The organism is Longilinea arvoryzae (assembly GCF_001050235.1).
Taxonomy (GTDB): domain Bacteria; phylum Chloroflexota; class Anaerolineae; order Anaerolineales; family Anaerolineaceae; genus Longilinea; species Longilinea arvoryzae.
In genome coordinates this window covers 559,237-575,736 of record NZ_DF967972.1, presented here as the reverse complement: position 1 = coordinate 575,736, position 16,500 = coordinate 559,237, and the positions used below count along the sequence as shown (strand labels likewise).

The window sequence follows — 16,500 nt, the reverse complement described above, 5'->3', positions numbered from 1 at the left end:
GAGTTAATCATCAATGTCAAGGTTGCTAGCAGGAGCTTTGGCAAGATTGTATTATTTGTTTGTTTAGGAGATTTGGAAGTTGACCGAGAATCAGGACTTGACAATTAGTGATAATTTTACCGAGACATCTGATGTGGTCATTTACCACGGTATGGCTATTGATTTCGTTAAATCTATTCCGGAGAAATCCATTGATTTAATTGTGGCATCTCCCCCTTACAATACTGGAAAGGAATACGAAGAGAACGTTTCTATTTCCGAATATGTACGAGAACAAGAGGAGATTATTCCTCTGATGTGTAAAATCATGAAAGAAACAGGCAGTATTTGTTGGCAAGTTGGCAATTACGTTAGCCATGGAGAGGTGTTTCCCTTAGATATCTTTTATTACAAAATGTTTAAAGATCAGGGAATGTACCTAAGGAATAGAATAGTCTGGAGATTCGGGCATGGTTTACATACAACAAATAGGTTTTCTGGGCGCTATGAAACTATTTTGTGGTTTTCTAAATCGGATGAATATATATTCAACCTTGACCCTGTAAGGGTTCCGGCGAAATACCCTGGAAAAAAGCATAGTAAAGGTCCACAAAGGGGGCAAATTTCTGGAAACCCGAAAGGAAAAAATCCTTCGGATTATTGGGAAATAGAAAAACGAAATTGGATTTCGGAATGGGAAGATGGCATTTGGGAAATTCCTAATGTTAAGGCGCATCATATTGAAAAGACAATCCACCCATGTCAATTCCCGGTCGAGTTAGTCGAAAGATGTGTTCTGGCGCTTACAGATGAAAACGGACGAGTGCTGGATCCCTACATGGGAGTAGGATCTACTTTGCTTGCAGCTATCTTACATAACAGGAAAGCTTTAGGAAGTGAAAAAGAAATGCAGTATGTTGAAATTGCAAAAGAAAGAATTGTGCAACTTGCTAGAGGAGAGTTACGAACTCGTCCGTTAGGGAAACCGATATATGAACCATCTACCGAAAATGTCGCAAAAATCCCTGATGAGTGGATAAAAGACGCGTCATCCATTTATTATCAAGATAAAGAATAGCTTTGCTTTCGGGTCATTTGAAGAAGCAGGAGGAGAATATTGTGAGCACCAATAATGCAACTTTTAGTGGAGAGATTAAAGTAGCAGCTCGCATTATTGATCATATCAGTTCAGGTTTATATGAATCTCCTGCAGCTTGCCTAAAAGAATTAATAAATAATTCCTATGACGCTGATGCAAAAAGGGTCGATGTTTTCCTAAAACCAGATGCGAATCAAATTATTCTTGCTGATGATGGAATAGGATTAAATAAAACCGAATTCCAGAGACACTTTGACCGAATTAGCGAATCTCACAAACGAGAGACATCTGATATAACGGAATCCGGACGTCCGAAAATTGGGAAAATAGGGATTGGTTTTATAGCAGCAAATGAAATCTGTAATGTTATGGAAATTGAATCGACAAAGCAAGGTAGTAGCGAGTTACTAAAAGTCACGATAAATTTCGGTGAGATGAGAAAGGATCCTGCCCAACGAAGAATTGAAGGAAGCCCGGAGATATCTAAAGCAGATTATTTCGGAACTGTGGAAGAGGCTCCTATTGATGATCATTATACTTATATCACTTTAAAGAATATTATCGGGGATGCGAGGAAGATATTAGAAGGAGCGGGAATTTCTCCGCACTCTTCAGGAAATAAAACTTTATATGGACTGCAACCCGAGAGCATTAATAAAATACTTGGAAAAGGCCCTAAAAGCTGGAAAGAGTTTGATTCTTACTCTGAGAATATGTTATCCATTGCCTTGAATGTACCAGTCCGATATTTTGATAATTGGCCCGGGCTCGAAAATAAATATGAATTTCTTGATGATATATCTGCTGCGGTCAAAAGATTGGACTTTTCAGCGTTTATAGATGGAACTGAATTGAGAAAGCCTATTGTATTTGAAAAGGAAAAAGTATCGATAATCCGTGAATTTAATTACCAAGGTGAGCATATAAGTGCAAGGGGTTATTTTTACGCTCAACATGGAATTATTTATCCTTCCGAATTACGTGGCATCCTTATCAGAGTGAGAGGTGCTGCCGTTGGAGGTTATGATGGAGAATATATGAAATTTTCCCCTACAACCGCTGCACTATTCCAAAACTGGATTTCTGCAGAGATATACGCAGATGACAGGTTGGAAGATGCAATGGTTATAGATCGCAAAACATTCCGAATTACTCACGAGGCGTATGTTGAGCTGCAACTTGCTGTTCATCAATTCCTATCTACCTTCATTAGTTCGATCCGGACAGATATATATAACAAGCAAGGGGAAATAAGAAAAATAGAACAAGCGCGCGTTATTGAAACAAGAATAACCGAGCAGTTAGAGGAAGCAAGTCTGTCCTTGCCGTTAGAAGAACCTAAGCAGATTACACAATCGTGGACGGGAGCAACTACTGAAACTTTAGGTAGATCACAATTGCTAAAGAAATATTCTATTGACGAAATTTATGAAATTATTTTGGATATCGGGAAAGAATTTCTATCTTCTGATCAATTGGCTAAATTCGTTGAGAAACTAACAAAGAGGTTTAGGGGATGATCCACCAACGACCCATCGATGATGCAATGGCGGCTAACCGCCCCGAAAAGAATTTCGTTAGGCATTTATGGTTAGATGAGATCCAAAGGGCTGAACAGGAGGGATATGATTCTCATTATCCTTTATATTTAACTTTACCTGGAAGATTGGGAGGGGAAATCAATCTACTTATTGAACATGGAATCGTTAGACGGACAGAAACTGGAGCCATTCATAGTGAAGATTCTCACAAAATAGTCGCTTTAGAATCATCAAAAGCAGCTCAAATTGAACTCTTGAGACGATATCCTGGCATGAATGTTTTACAGATGCCTATTCAAAGTTTAATTAAGGGAGATGGTCAACGTAATTTTCCGGAAAACAAAGATGAGATTATTTACTGCAAAGCTAAAATTATTAATTTAGATTTGAATGAACCAATAAAAGTTGGTGAAACTGTAAATGAAATTGCTATCCCCGTTATCGAATGGATAAAAAAATTTAGTTTATTACATAGGGAAGACAGAATAGATTGGTCATTGTGCTTAACCCTTCATGGTGAGATATTTTGGAATAATATTGTGAATGCACAGGTAATTAAATTATTGATTGATAATTGCAACTACGATGCCACTTTTAAAGAATTGTTGATAATCCACTTAGGGGAAAAGATCGCTGTATCTCTTTTCAGTGGTCAAATAGATTTTACCAACATTACTCAAAGGGAAATGCAAAAAGTTTTAATGGTATTAATTCCAAAGCTGCTTGTGCAATATGCCAGTAATAATGGCTGGATAATTAGTACAGTACATAATTATTCGTATACAGGTGGCGGTGGTGCCCCTATGGTAACGTGGGTTTTCAACTTCCATATAAATCCGGATGCTGCTGCGCAGGTATTAACAGAATACCATAACGGGATTCGCAATATTTTTCAACAGGTTGGCTTTATTAATGAAGATGGTGAGGTGAACCCTATCAGATAAAAAGAGTGAGTAAGGTGTGCTCAGTTTTTTTAAACGCGCCGTCCCTTGCCCCCTCGCTTTTCCAACTAGCGGCGTGGCATTCTTCCGAATCATAAATCACCTGGCCGCAATAAAGATGGCTGACAAATCCTACTTCCCCCTCTCCCTCGACACGCTGCGCATCCTTGCCGGCTGGGCCGCCGATTGCGCCGATCGCGCCCTGCCGCTCTTCGAACGCCACGCCCCAACTGATCCGCGTCCGCGCGCGGCCCTTTCAGGCATCCGTGCCTTTGCCGCTGGCGGCAAACGCACGGCATTGTTGCGCACGCTGGCCCTGGCGGCGCTGGCTGCCGCCCGCGAGGTCAACGATCCGGCTGCGGCCGCCGCCGCGCGCGCCGCGGGTTTTGCGGCAGCGTCCGCGTACACGCATCCCCTGGCGGATGTCCAGCAGACCAAACACATCCTCGGCCCGGCGGCCTATGCCGCGCTGGCGCCCGAGCTGGCCGGCGGCGGCGATGCAGCCATCGGCGAGGCTGAAGTGCACCGGGCGATCGAGCAGGTCCCCGCGGAAGTGCGCGAGCTGCTGCTGCAAATGCCGGCCCGCCAGCCGGGGAAAAGCCGCCTGGAGGGTCTGCTCTACGCGCTGGATAAAGGCATCCGCGCCCCGAGCCTGCCACGCGAAGCCTGACGCCGGCCTGCGCGGGCGATGGCCCGGCCGGTGATTCGCTGGCCCTGGTTGAAAGTTGAAGCGCTCTGCACCATTGGAGAGCGCTTTTGGTTTTTGATTGCCTGATTGCAGCCTATCAATGTTCCGTATAATTAATAGTCAGGCTGCCCAATTCAGCGAAGTGAGGTTATGGAATGAGAGCTCTTCTGGTGGTCGATATGCAAGTGGGATTGTTTGAAGGAAACTCACCCCGTTACGACGCCAAGGGTGTCATCCAGCGCATCAATGAGCTCGCCAGGGTGGTGCGCGCGACCGGGGGCGTCGTGATATTCATCCAGCATGAAGACAAGGGCGGTCTTCAGCGAGGAACACAAGGTTGGGAAATCCTTCCGATTCTTGAACGGGCAGATCCAGATTTGTTGGTGCACAAACAGGCTTGTGATGCGTTCTATGAAACCAATTTGGCGGATCTCCTCGAACAATATCGTGCCCGGGAGATCATCATCACAGGCTGTGCAACTGATTTTTGTGTCGATACCACCATCCGCGCGGCTGCGAGTCGAAATTATGATGTGGTGGTTGTTGAAGATGCGCACACAACCAGGGATAAGCCACACCTGGATGCCAAATCGATTATTCGTCACCACAACTGGATGTGGAAAAACTTGATCCTTCCAAGAAATGAAGTCAAAGTTTTGCCAGCGGCAAGCGTCATCGAGTGGCTGCAATCCGGATCTCAATTGTAAGCCGGGCTGCCCAACCCAGCGTGCAATCGACCAGTGGGACTTCCGCTTTGCGGCGTGCGCGTTTTTCAAGCAGTTTTTGTGGCGTGAATCCGTATAATTAATTGTGGGGTCGCTTTATATGAACATGGGGCAGGGTGGTATTGATCCTGGAAATCGAGTTGCAATGTCCACCACGAACTCAGAAATTATATTGATCGGACCAGTTCGAACCGGAAAAAGCACTCTGGGCAAATTGCTTTCTGAAACACTTGGTAAGCCTCAAGTATCGCTCGATAATCTGCGTCGAAACTATTATCAAGAAATCGGCTATGATGAAAAGCTCGCTGAGTCTTTCCGCCAACATGGTGGCTTTCTTGCTCTTTTTCTTTACTGGAATCTCTTTGATGCATATGCTATCGAGCGCATGTTGGCTGATCATCATAACTGCATTTTTGATCTGGGAGCTGGTAACGGTGTTTCAGAAAGCCGGGAAAGTCTTATCCGAATACAACGCGCACTAAGCTCCTACCCCAATATCTTCCTGATCTTACCTTCTCCTGACTTGGAAGAATCCCTTCAAATTTTGAAAAGCAGAGATAAAAATCCTCCGGTGGATCTAAACTTTGACTTCAATCGACATTTCCTGGAGAACGGAGCTTACTTCACAATAGCTAAGCATATTGTTTTCACTAAAGGCAAGCTGCCTGAAGAAACGGGGAATGAGATTCTCGCTCTTGTTGTTCATTGAGAAAAATGCGGCCCTTCACCAGCTCCAATTGGACAGTTGGCTTGCATCACTCAAAACTGCGTCGGCTTGCCAAAAGTGGCGCTAAAATAATATTTGTCCTGCTTTCCCGCCCCACCGCGGCTAACGCATTCCGTCAGGCGGACGCATTCGGCGTACGGGGTAACATTGACGAGATCAGGTATCAATTTTAGAAGGTGCATTATGGGCGGCGAAAAATCCTACTTTTCCCTCACCCTCGACACCCTCCGCATCCTTGCCGGCTGGGCCGCGGACTGCGCCGAACGCGCGCTGCCGCTCTTCGAACGCCACGCTCCCACCGATCTCCGCCCCCGCGCGGCGATTGAGGGCATCCGCGCCTTTGCCGGCGGGGAAAGGCGCACCGCGCAACTGCGCACGCTGGCCCTGGCAGCGCTGGCTGCCGCCCGCGAGGTTAACGATCCGGCCGCGGCCGCCGCTGCGCGCGCCGCGGGCTTTGCCGCATCGTCCGCGTACACGCACCCGTTGGCGGACGTCGGGCAAACCAAACACATCCTCGGCCCGGCGGCCTATGCCGCATTGGCGGTCGAGCTGGCCGGTGGCGGCGATGCAGCCATCGGCGAGGCTGAAGTGCGCCGGGCGGTTGAGTGCATCCCTGCTGAAGCGCGCGCCATTCTGCTGCAGATGCCTGCCCGTTCGCCCGGCAAGACCCGCCTGGACCAGCTCATGGTCCAACTGGATGCGGGCATCCGCAGTCGGTTTGTTCCATTGGGGGGATATAATTATTTAACGAATTGACTCCGGCTGTAAGGCAGAATGTCGGAAAAACATGGTAAAGCAGACCAGTAAAGATCAACTATTGCGGGATATTCAGACTGAGCGCAACCGCCTGGAAAATTGCCTGTCTGAATTGACGAATGATGAACTGGAACAACCCGGGGTGACCGGAGACTGGTCGGTCAAAGATATTCTCGCTCACCTGGCCGCCTGGGAGCGTCTCCTGCTTGAGTGGTATCAGGCTGGCTTGCGGGGCGGTTCCTCAACCATACTGCCGGTCGGCATGTCCCGCAAGAAAATCGACCGATTAAATCAAGCCATCTATGAGAAAAACAAAGACCGCCCGCTCAACGAGGTAATTTCCGAGTTCAATAAATCGTATAAGCAAGTTTTGACCGCGATTGAAGCAATGTCAGAGGAAGATCTGTTTGGACATGGCAGGATAGATTGGACGGGGAAGTTGCTGTTGGCCGACTATGTCGCCGGCAACACCTGCAATCATTATGCCTGGGCGAAGACACAGATCCGCAAGTGGGTCAACCATAACTCTCACCCAACACCACCATCACCGGACGCCCCAGTCCGCCGGTGAGTCGCAGGCCAGGCGATGCATAAGTATGTCATCCGGAATTATCAAAGCAGTTTCGGAGCCGACCGGGTTCGCATCGGTATCGAGGTTGCCAGGAACTGGATCTGACCGTACGCCTAACAGCTGGACGGGCTGCTCAACGCGCTGGATAAAGGCATCCGCGGCCTGAGCCTGCCGCCGGACGCCTGAGGCTCGCAAGCAGTGCCGGCAGCAGCCTTCAAATCAACGCCCGAACGCCAGAACCTCGACCCCGCCGGAGCCGTTCGCCAGGATCACATAGGAAGGGGTCGCCAGAATGGGCACCGCATTGTTTTGGCTGCTGGCAATGTCCAGCGCGTCCACCTGGCGTGGATCGGCGAGGTCGTGAACGTCGAGGGTCAGCAATTGCGCCGCGCCGGCCTCACCGCCGCCCGCCACAACCCGGGCCTGATCCCCCACCGCGGCGACTCCCAACCCGACTTCGGGCAGGGTCGTCCGCGACGCGATCTTCAACGGCCCGCTCTCGACCACCAGGACGAACGCTTCGCTCAGCGACTCGTCGATGCCGGTCAGCAGCAGGAAGCCTTCACCGGCTGCCATGCCTTCGATGTAACCGGGTATCTCGAGCGATTGCTTCCGTTCCAACGCACGATTTTCATACGTAATGGCATATAGCCGGTCGCTTTCCGGCGAAAAATAGCTTCTGTCCAGGAGAAGATCGATGGCCGCTCCGTTCCAGACCATCTGCACTCCCGATCCCTGATCGAGCGTCAACGGATCGCCCGGCCGGTTTGGATTCTGCAGATCGGTCAGGTCGTAGACCTTCAGCGTGATAAAGTGATCCTCAGTGGATTGCGCGGTTAGCAGCAGCCTCTTCCCGTCCAACCGGGTCGCCGCGATGGCTTCGAACCGCTCATCCTCGAGCGCGACCTTGCCCAGCAGGGTGGGTTCTGAACCGCTGATGGCATAGGCCCACACTCCGTCCGCTTTGGCGATATAGACCCGATCGCCTTCCAGGGCCATCCCATCGTACGCATACCAGCCCGATCCGACGGGGAATTCGATCGGCGCCTGGCCGAGGGGTTCGAGATCAGGAAGACGGAAGCCCCGCAGGATCGCGCCGCTGTTGCTGGCCCCCGTCCCGTTGTCGACCACGAAAACGGCGCTATCGCCGGCCGCCGCATCGATGGCATGCGTCACCGGCGCCTTGAAGCTCCCCACCAGGCGGGGAGTTTGCGGGTCGACCGCGTCATGGATCTCGAGGTCATTGTAGGCAACCAGAAAACCTGTGCCGTGCATCGCCGTGACGGAAGAGATGACCCCAATCGGAGCGCCCTGGATGGGCTCAGATGGGGTGATCGTGTTCAGCATGAACTCATTGGTGATGGTCCAGCCAAAAGCGATGACCTGTTCGCCGGCCACCTGGAAGCTTTTCACCACGATGGATGCATACACTCGCCAGGCCCGCGCGGGTTGGTCGGGGTTCGTGATATCGTACGCATCGATCGACCGGTAACCCAGGTATAAACGGTCGCCAATCACCTGCATGGAGGTGGGCTGCAGGGGATCTTCAGGCGTCGAGGCAATCACGCGGCGGGGCGCGGACAGGCTGCCGGGCGTGCTCACCCGCACATGGTACAGCCCGCTCTCCTCGCCTTCCGCCCCGGCAAACAGGCTCGCCTGGCCCAGCGCCAGGCTGAGGACCCGGGCGGGCAGGGCAACCGTGCTCATCACCTTGAGATCGTCATCCGGCCCGAGGCCGACCGCCGAGACGAAGCCGGTATAGCCCAGTGAAAAGGGACGCTGGTAGATCGACCCGCCGGCGTACAGGATGTTGGCGCGCTCATCCCACACCATGGCCGTGATCGCCCCGCCCAGGTCCAACCGGCGGATGGGAAGGATGGCTTCCGGGTCGGAACCATCCATCAGGACCAGGTATTTCCCGGCGTTGACCAGCAGGCGCGCGGCCCGGCCGCCGGAAACCTGGATCAACTGGCTGACAAGACCGGGCAGCGGCTCACTCTGGCTGACCAGCCGCGGGCTTTCCGGTTGGCGGAGGTCGATGACTGCCACGCGGGGTCCCAGGCCGACGTAGGCCAGGTCGCCCATCACGGTGATGCCGTTGATGCTCCCGCCGGTCTGCGCGAGGCGCTCGAGCGTCCGGTCGCTGGTTGGCGCCGGGGTGAGGGATGCCGTTGGCGCAATCGTTGGGATCCGGGTTGCGCCGGGAGTTGCGGCTGGCGGGGTGGGCGGCGTCACGCTCGCGCAGGAAACCAGCATCCCGGCCAATACGAAGAACACCAGCATCCTTTGGATCATCTTCGTCACCTCCCATGACCCGTCCCCGAAAACCCGGGGCCGTTTCCAATCCAATCTGGGTATCGAGGATGCCCGGCGCACGGCGAAACGCCGGAGCCGTGGATTTCTCATTCCATTTATCTTCATTGTATTCTTTTTCCACCCGCGGCGATGCAACAATCCTGGACCCTCGAATCTCCACCCATACCCTGTCTGTGGATCGTGGTAAAAGCACGAGATTCGGTTGCGGTCGAATCAAGCATTCTGGATCAAGTTGCGTCCTCCGGATACTATGCCGGCGTTATGGGTTGTTAATTGCAGCATATCCATATTCTATATAATGAAGAGTGGCGCACTGGATCCAATCAGCCGGGAAGAAATATGGAACCCGAAGCGGCAGGTACATTCCTGGGCCAATCTGCCTGGCGAGAGTTGGAACAGCAGGGAATGTTGAATAGGAAGAGCACTACCTGAAACCGGTGAAAAGAGGGATTCCTTTGATGGAAGTCGAAAGGATAATCTATGCAGAGAGAGCGGCAAATTAGTTTGCTTTCCGAACAACCCGGTGCTTGCCCTCGGCCGCAACCTCGTGTACAGCGATCTTCCGACCGCCTATGGGTCCGCGAAGCAGGTCCAGCCAACACCCCAACGCCATACGGGATACAATAATCAATATGAGCAGAACAACCACTTATCTGGTGATACTCAACGGCGGGATATGCGGCTTTTTCATCATCTATGCATTCTTCTTGGGCCACTTTTTTACCGGTTCAAGAACTGTGCGGAGTGACATTGTGCAGGGCATCCTCATCGGCTTCGCGCTGGCCTTTGTCACGGCTCAAATTTATGCGCGGATCAAGGCCAGGAAGGTCAACGGCTGGATCACCATGGTTGGATTGGGCGTCCCCGGCAACGGCATGTTGCTGCGAGCCGCCCACGCCCAGTACTTTCCCGGCCCGGTGAACATTCCGCAAGAGGCGATGTATTGGTGGACGAACACGGATGGCGCGGGCCATGCGCTCTCCGGAGTGCACGACTACGTCATGCACTTTCCGGCAGGCCAACTTCCGCCGAACAATGCATTCTGGTCGATCACCATGGGGGATGCGCGGAATCACTTTGTGGCGAATCCGATTCATCGGTACAGCGTCAGCGACCGCTCGGGTCTCGTGCCAAATGCCGACGGTTCGGTCGATATTTGCATTCAGAACACGATTCCGGCAGGGCGCGAGTCCAACTGGCTGCCCGCGCCTTCGGGCAAGTTCATCCTCTGGCTGCGCGTGTACATACCCGGCGCGGCCATTCTCAGTGGCGAGTATAGGGTGCCGCCGGTGGTCGAGGTGAAATCATGACACCTCTGGAGCATTTGCTGATATTCGGTTCGGTCATGGTCGCGGCATGGTTTCTTTTCACCTACTTTTGGCCACGCCTGCTTCTGTCGGTATTCAAGAGAGCGATTCTCGATAAAGGGTTCGGCGACGGCCCCATTCCGATCAACACGCTCTATACGGAGCCCCAAACGCTTTTTGCAGATCCCCTCCACGTGCCTGCCTCGGCCTCAAAACTGGCGACAACGGGTGTGAACCGCGACACACTCATGACGGCCGGCTGGCTCGATCTTTCAAAAGGACCCCAGGTCTTACATGTGCCGGAAATGGCCGGTCGCTACTACAGCGTGCAGTTCACCGATCCATCGGACAACACCAATTTTGCCTACGTCGGCAAACGCGCCACGGGCACGCAGGCGGGCGACTACCTCGTGAGCGGCCCCGGCTGGGAAGGACAGGTGCCGGGCGGCATGCCGCGCATATCCTCGCCGAACAATTCGGTGCTCGTGTTCGGACGCGTGCTCGTGTTCGGCGACAGCGACCTGCCGGCTGCCCATGCTCTTTCGAAGCAGATCCAACTGACACCGCTAAGCGGATGGCAACCCGGTCCATAGATAGGGTGCGTTCGGCCTGTACCCCGAAGGGGCACCTGTACCCCGAAGGGGCACCTGTACCCCGAAGGGGCACCTGTACCCCGAAGGGGCACCTGTACCCCGAAGGGATATTTTAGGCGCATCATTCGCCTTCAACCGCCTGGGGGATCGGCTGTTGAGATCGGCATGTCGGTCGAGATGGTGACGCGCCTGCACTCGGTAGGGGTGAAAATTGCGCGAAGATGGCAATCGAAGAAACATGCTGGTTTATTGGAAAAATTCTCGCAGAGGATAAGGTCCAGCCGGTGATGGCTCATTATTTTTTTCATTCAGAATTTGAGAAGCGCTCTCCGGGAATGGAGGGCGTTTTTTAATTTTGATCCGAGAAAATGATCTCGCTCGATTTAAAGGGGAAATGCTTCAAATGGATCGCATCGCGAAGCAAGCCGAGAAGTCTCCAGAATTTTGGAGGGGATTGCACACATTCAGGAATTTTGGTTTCAAAAGTTATAGGTAAATAATTTCGTAAGAAGGGGTTCCAGTTTCGTACATGGAATAAACAAATGGAATAGCAGTCTTTCATTAGTCCGTATAATTAATAGTTGGGTGCACCGGGAGAGAATTTCCCAGGCCTACTGATGGGCGACAAAGGACGAACGTCTGCCCTCATACTCCGCGTGTTTCCAAAGCAGCCGTGTTCAAAAGAGGAAGATTCCATGCGACGTGTTGAAATAGCAGGTTCAAACTATGAACTGGGTCTGAAATATGGGCGAATCGTGTCTGAAAACAAGCTCGACTGGTGGTGGACACCGCCGGGTGAGGACAAACTTGCGCTCGTCAAGGCATGTGAGCGTGAGATTGCCATTTATGCGCCGGGGTTTCTCGAAGAGATCCGGGGAATGGCCGACGCGTGCCAGAGGGACTATGATCTGATCCTGTCGAACATGACGGTAACCTACTATGGGCAGCCGGCCTGTAACGTGGTTGCTGTCACCGGAACTCAATGTCGAAATGGCCGGACCATCTTCGCGCGCAATCACGACTATTGCGATGAAGATCAACAATGGGTGACCTGTTTCGACACGAGTCCCAGGAACGGTCTAAGGAGCATCGGGTTTGGCTTTGCAGATCCGGGACGATATGACGGCGTCAATGAAGCGGGGCTTGCGATGGCTGGCGCCGCGATCTACTACCGGAACAAGCCGCAGCCGGGCCTGCGCATGAACGTCGTCACACGCTGGGTGCTGGATAACTTCTCAGATACGCAGAGCGCTGTCGATTATCTCAAGCGCATTCCGCATCACGAGGGCATCTCGTACCTGGTTGCGGACAAGGAGGGGTGCATTGCTCGTGTGGAGGCCGCGCCCGAACGCGTGGATGTCGCCATCACGAGAGACGGCATGCTGGCAGCCATCAACCTTTTCCAGTCGCAACGCATGGGCGGGCTTGAGCTCACTCTTGGTCAGGAGAACATCGTCTATCGGCACCAGAAGCGCATCCCGGCCTGGTATGATGAACGCAAAGGCCAGATCGACCTGGATGCTGCAAAGAGGCTTTGCAGCGACCATGAGGTTGGCCTTTGTGATCATGGCGAGACCAGGTCTGAGCCCTTTGGCACCATCTATTCCTGGGTCGCTGAACTGGGTACAGGTGAAATCCACGTCGCTCATGGGAGACCCTGCGAGAACGAGTACAAGCTTTTCAGACTTGAAATATCATAGTATGGAAGACGCGTTCGATCGCCTGCCCTCGAAGAGGGGCCTGCCCTCGAAGAGGGTCGAACGCGCCTTTCACTTCCGCTGTGATGTGTGGCATGTCGGTAGAGGGGATCACGCGCCTGCGCCTGAATTTTTCCGAATAGATGACTCTTTCCGGATGGCCATCCGGTATAATTTGAGCCTGAATTCAGTGTTGAGTGCGTTGCAGCATCCTAAAAACGATCCCGGTCGCCGGGTTTGAGAAGATCGAAAATGGAAATCAATTTCACCGAAGCACGCCAGATATGCGCCAGCCATCAGATCCAAATCAGGGATCTAAAATTAATCACCGGGAACTTTGGTAAGAAAATATTTGCGATCAATCAAGAATTTCTCTTACGCGTGTCAGAAACATCCATGGCGCTCGAACAGGAGAAGTTCAAACGAATTGCCGCGCTTAATTTTGTGCCGAAAATTATTCACACGGGTATCCTCCAGCGGGAAACCGGGCCGATCTACTATACCCTCTTGACCTTACTGCCGGGCGATGATTTAGTAAACGTCTATCCTGAAACTACGGAAGCCCAACAGAAACAACTCGGTGAGAATGTTGCCGGGTTCCTGGATGATTTGCAGGAGTTGACCGGAACGCATTACGATATCGGTCTCTATGTGGCGGCGCTTCCATGCTTTTCCGGAACCTGGCGAGAGGGTCATCAAGAATATTGGGAACACCTCAGGCAGGAATCTGAAAAATTGCCCTTGAAGCCGGACAGTATCCGGGTTTTCGAAAGAGCCTATCGGTTCCTGCAGGCATCCATTGCTGTGTTGGGTTTTCAGACCGGCCCCCGGCTGTTGCACAACGATTTTCATCTTAAAAATATCCTGCTTCATCAAGGCAAATTTTCAGGGGTGATCGATTGGGAATGTTCGCAGTATGGCGAAGCGGATTTCGAATTGTGCCACCTCATTCACTGGTGCCTATATCCGCCAGAATCCGGCCTGGATTTCAGGCCATTTCTGCGCGCTCTATTCAAAGCATCCCCCAAATGTACCCGGGTTCCCGACCTTGCGCAGCGCTTGACCCTGTATCAAATTGAACATGAACTGCAACAGATCATCTGGAATGCCGGTCAAGCCGAATCCTGGAGGGTTCCTCGCCTTGTCGGTTGGATGGATGGACGCGTCGATGATTTGCTTGGAGAAATCGCAATATAGAGAATATCTCCGGAACACAGAAGGGCGGCGCATCCCGGCCCTGTGAGTTCTGCCGGTTGGACATAAAGAGGAACAATGCCAGACATTGACAGCCTCGCTGCAGATGGGATCCCGTCCCGCCGCCCGTAACGCCCACTGTCAGACCCGTAGGAAATCGGTCCATGTTGAATAAGCCGTTGAAAATTGGCGCCAGCTACACCCTCGAGTTCTCGCCGCCGGATTATTTGATATAGACCATCCGGAAAAATAGATTAAACACAATCGAAATCACAGCCAGCACGATCGCGCTGGCAAGCGCAGATCTGGATAGGCGCCAGGCGACGGAATTCTTTTCGCTGCGTCTATTGATCATACCGTAGATCAACAAGAAGACCATCAAAGGCGCAGACCCAAGGGGTATGAATATACCCACCAAAATACAGCCGATAAAAATCAGCAGAGCATAGATTTCCACTGTGCCGATCGACCTGTTTCCATCCGTTTTCAGGTTTTCTGATGCCATAGGTTCCCTTCCTTTTTGCCCGACATTTTGTCGATATTATTTTGTGGCTGTTCAAATAATCAAATTCGTTTGGCCGAATTTCAAGAACTTTACAATAACCAGCATTGGATTGCGCAGGGGAGAAATGTCGGTATTTTTTATATACGTATTAAAGAATGGCACAAAAACATCAAATTTACAATAGAAAGGATCAAGTCAATTATTCACTGAAACCTGTCCAACCTATAGCTGGCATCCAACTTAATCGAAACCGGCGGCACCTGCCCCAGGCTCCGCTGGTCGCCGGATGGCGGGACCCTGGCCCTGGGAGACTGGTCGGCCGGCCTCATGGTCAACGCGCCGGCTGATGATGTGGTTTGAAACCGCATCCAACAGAGGCGGGCTCTCACTCCCGCGGGCGTGAGCCAGGGGATCCGGTGCGTTATTTTCTTGACAAAACAGAATTTATGTTCTAATATGGAACACAGATAAAATTTGCCTTCCTTTTTTGGATCGGAATATTGCGATAAGCCAAAGGAGCAACAAAATGAACCCGACAACGAAAGATACCCTCGATCTGGACGACGGGCGCTTGTATTACGAGACCGCGGGCAAGGGTGAAGCGCTGGTGCTCACCCACGCGGCATTTCTCGACAGCCGCATGTTCGATGACATTTGGGAACCGCTGGCGGAACAGTTTCAGGTCATTCGCTACGACATGCGCGGCTTTGGCAGGTCCAGCCCGACGACAGGGCCGCTGTGCCGGCGCCGCGACCTCGATGCGCTGTTGAATCACCTGGGCGTGGCGCGCGCGCACCTGGTGGGTTGTTCCAACGGCGGGCAGATCAGCCTCGACCTGGCGCTCGAACAGCCGCAACGCGTCGCTTCATTGACCCTGGTGGACTCCACCCCGAGCGGTTTCGAGCTCCAGGGTGAGCCTCCGCGCTACCTGATGGAGATGATCGGCGCCCTGCAGAACGGCGACGTCGACCGCGCCAACGAGCTGCAGATCCGCATCTGGCTGGACGGCGCACAGCGCGAGCCGGGACAGGTGGATGACGGACTGCGCCAGAAGGCCCTGGAAATGAACCGCATTCCCGTGGCGCAGGGCACCTTCTTCAGCGCCGACGCGCAGCCTCTCAACCCGCCCGCCGTGACGCGGTTGGAATCGGTTCACTGCCCCACGCTGGTGGTCGCGGGGGCGCTCGATCATGCAGAAGTGCTGCGCGCCGCCGACGAAATGGCTGCGCGCATCCCCCACGCCAAAAAAGCCATCATGAACGCGTGCGGTCACGTCCCGGCCTACGAACAGCCCACGGCGTTCGTCGAATTGCTGCTCGGCTTTTTTCAGAACGCGCTATAACGGGGCGATAACCCCCCCCGTCCGCCGGTTGCGACGTCTTTCGAATTTCGCGTGGGAAACTAGTGGGGATTATCTCCTACGTCATCGAGTTGAACAAGGCCTAATTACATTGCAGGCCTTGGCCGGGCCGAATTGGGGGGAAGTGCACCCGGCGGATTTTTAAAGTCCGCCGGACGGAGTATTTTAGAGTCCACGAAGAGGGAGGAAACGAATAGACGGGTGAAGGATCCAGCCGGTTTTGAGCCTGAAAAGATAAAGCTTGAATGATGGAGCGCCTTCCTGAATTTGAGGACGCTTTTGATTTGTAATTATCAGGAATATCAGTGATACTTATTTGGGATAGTGTCACAAAACTGATCTAACAGCTTTCTGGGTTTTGAACTGTTCGATCACTTATGTAAGTTCGCGGCATATAATCCTTGATATATATTTTTATATACGATTGGATTGTGCTTGAATGGTTTGGAAAAATAAGCGCCAATGAGTAAAGTTATACGGCATATTGCAGCGAATCATAAT

At 52.2% G+C, this 16,500-nt stretch carries 15 protein-coding genes; 13 read left to right on the top strand and 2 right to left on the bottom strand.

Features of this window, described 5'->3' with window-relative positions:
- Nucleotides 1-79 precede the first annotated feature (79 nt).
- The 8 genes from LARV_RS02650 (at nt 80) to LARV_RS02615 (ending at nt 7,027) form a co-directional block, all read left to right on the top strand.
- Complete coding sequence (locus LARV_RS02650) at nt 80-1,057, top strand: DNA-methyltransferase (RefSeq protein WP_201785860.1); 978 nt, start codon at nt 80-82, stop codon at nt 1,055-1,057.
- A gap of 41 nt (nt 1,058-1,098) precedes the next feature.
- The gene (locus LARV_RS02645; protein ID WP_172797766.1) at nt 1,099-2,598 is read left to right on the top strand and encodes an ATP-binding protein; all 1,500 of its coding nucleotides are present in this window, start codon (nt 1,099-1,101) and stop codon (nt 2,596-2,598) included.
- On the top strand, nt 2,595-3,563 hold the full coding sequence (locus LARV_RS02640) for a hypothetical protein (RefSeq protein WP_075072183.1): 969 nt from the start codon (nt 2,595-2,597) through the stop codon (nt 3,561-3,563). The genes LARV_RS02645 and LARV_RS02640 overlap by 4 nt, the downstream gene beginning before the upstream one ends.
- A 73-nt stretch (nt 3,564-3,636) precedes the next feature.
- Nucleotides 3,637-4,230, top strand: a complete 594-nt coding sequence (locus tag LARV_RS02635) for a putative immunity protein (RefSeq protein WP_201785859.1) — start codon at nt 3,637-3,639, stop codon at nt 4,228-4,230.
- 173 nt (nt 4,231-4,403) lie between these two features.
- Nucleotides 4,404-4,955 carry a cysteine hydrolase family protein gene (locus LARV_RS02630; protein WP_075072181.1) on the top strand — a complete coding sequence of 184 codons (552 nt, stop codon included), beginning with the start codon at nt 4,404-4,406 and terminating at the stop codon, nt 4,953-4,955.
- Nucleotides 4,956-5,118: 163 nt separating this feature from the next.
- A complete protein-coding gene (locus tag LARV_RS02625; RefSeq protein WP_075072180.1) occupies nt 5,119-5,682 on the top strand; it encodes a shikimate kinase in 564 nt (187 codons plus the stop codon).
- A gap of 165 nt (nt 5,683-5,847) precedes the next feature.
- The gene (locus LARV_RS02620; protein WP_201785858.1) at nt 5,848-6,456 is read left to right on the top strand and encodes a putative immunity protein; all 609 of its coding nucleotides are present in this window, start codon (nt 5,848-5,850) and stop codon (nt 6,454-6,456) included.
- A 31-nt stretch (nt 6,457-6,487) separates the two neighbouring features.
- Nucleotides 6,488-7,027, top strand: a complete 540-nt coding sequence (locus tag LARV_RS02615; protein ID WP_075072178.1) for a DinB family protein — start codon at nt 6,488-6,490, stop codon at nt 7,025-7,027.
- Nucleotides 7,028-7,246: 219 nt separating this feature from the next.
- On the opposite strand, the gene LARV_RS02610 is transcribed toward LARV_RS02615, so the two are convergent.
- Nucleotides 7,247-9,322 carry an LVIVD repeat-containing protein gene (locus tag LARV_RS02610; RefSeq protein WP_075072177.1) on the bottom strand — a complete coding sequence of 692 codons (2,076 nt, stop codon included), beginning with the start codon at nt 9,320-9,322 and terminating at the stop codon, nt 7,247-7,249.
- Nucleotides 9,323-9,975: 653 nt separating this feature from the next.
- Here LARV_RS02610 and LARV_RS02605 point away from each other — a divergent pair.
- The 4 genes from LARV_RS02605 (at nt 9,976) to LARV_RS02585 (ending at nt 14,137) form a co-directional block, all read left to right on the top strand.
- Nucleotides 9,976-10,653: a DUF1214 domain-containing protein gene (locus LARV_RS02605; RefSeq protein ID WP_075072176.1), complete on the top strand. Its 678-nt coding sequence runs from the start codon at nt 9,976-9,978 to the stop codon at nt 10,651-10,653.
- The gene (locus tag LARV_RS02600; RefSeq protein ID WP_075072175.1) at nt 10,650-11,243 is read left to right on the top strand and encodes a DUF1254 domain-containing protein; all 594 of its coding nucleotides are present in this window, start codon (nt 10,650-10,652) and stop codon (nt 11,241-11,243) included. The genes LARV_RS02605 and LARV_RS02600 overlap by 4 nt, the downstream gene beginning before the upstream one ends.
- Before the next feature lie 695 nt (nt 11,244-11,938).
- On the top strand, nt 11,939-12,943 hold the full coding sequence (locus LARV_RS02595) for a C45 family autoproteolytic acyltransferase/hydolase (protein ID WP_075072174.1): 1,005 nt from the start codon (nt 11,939-11,941) through the stop codon (nt 12,941-12,943).
- Between the two features lie 249 nt (nt 12,944-13,192).
- Nucleotides 13,193-14,137, top strand: a complete 945-nt coding sequence (locus LARV_RS02585) for a phosphotransferase family protein (protein ID WP_075072172.1) — start codon at nt 13,193-13,195, stop codon at nt 14,135-14,137.
- Between the two features lie 220 nt (nt 14,138-14,357).
- Here LARV_RS02585 and LARV_RS02580 read toward each other — a convergent pair whose 3' ends face one another.
- Nucleotides 14,358-14,639 (bottom strand): hypothetical protein, encoded by a 282-nt coding sequence (locus LARV_RS02580; RefSeq protein ID WP_075072171.1) that lies wholly within the window; start codon nt 14,637-14,639, stop codon nt 14,358-14,360.
- 526 nt (nt 14,640-15,165) lie between these two features.
- Here LARV_RS02580 and LARV_RS02575 point away from each other — a divergent pair.
- Nucleotides 15,166-15,981 carry an alpha/beta fold hydrolase gene (locus LARV_RS02575; RefSeq protein WP_075072170.1) on the top strand — a complete coding sequence of 272 codons (816 nt, stop codon included), beginning with the start codon at nt 15,166-15,168 and terminating at the stop codon, nt 15,979-15,981.
- The last annotated feature ends 519 nt before the right edge of the window (nt 15,982-16,500 follow it).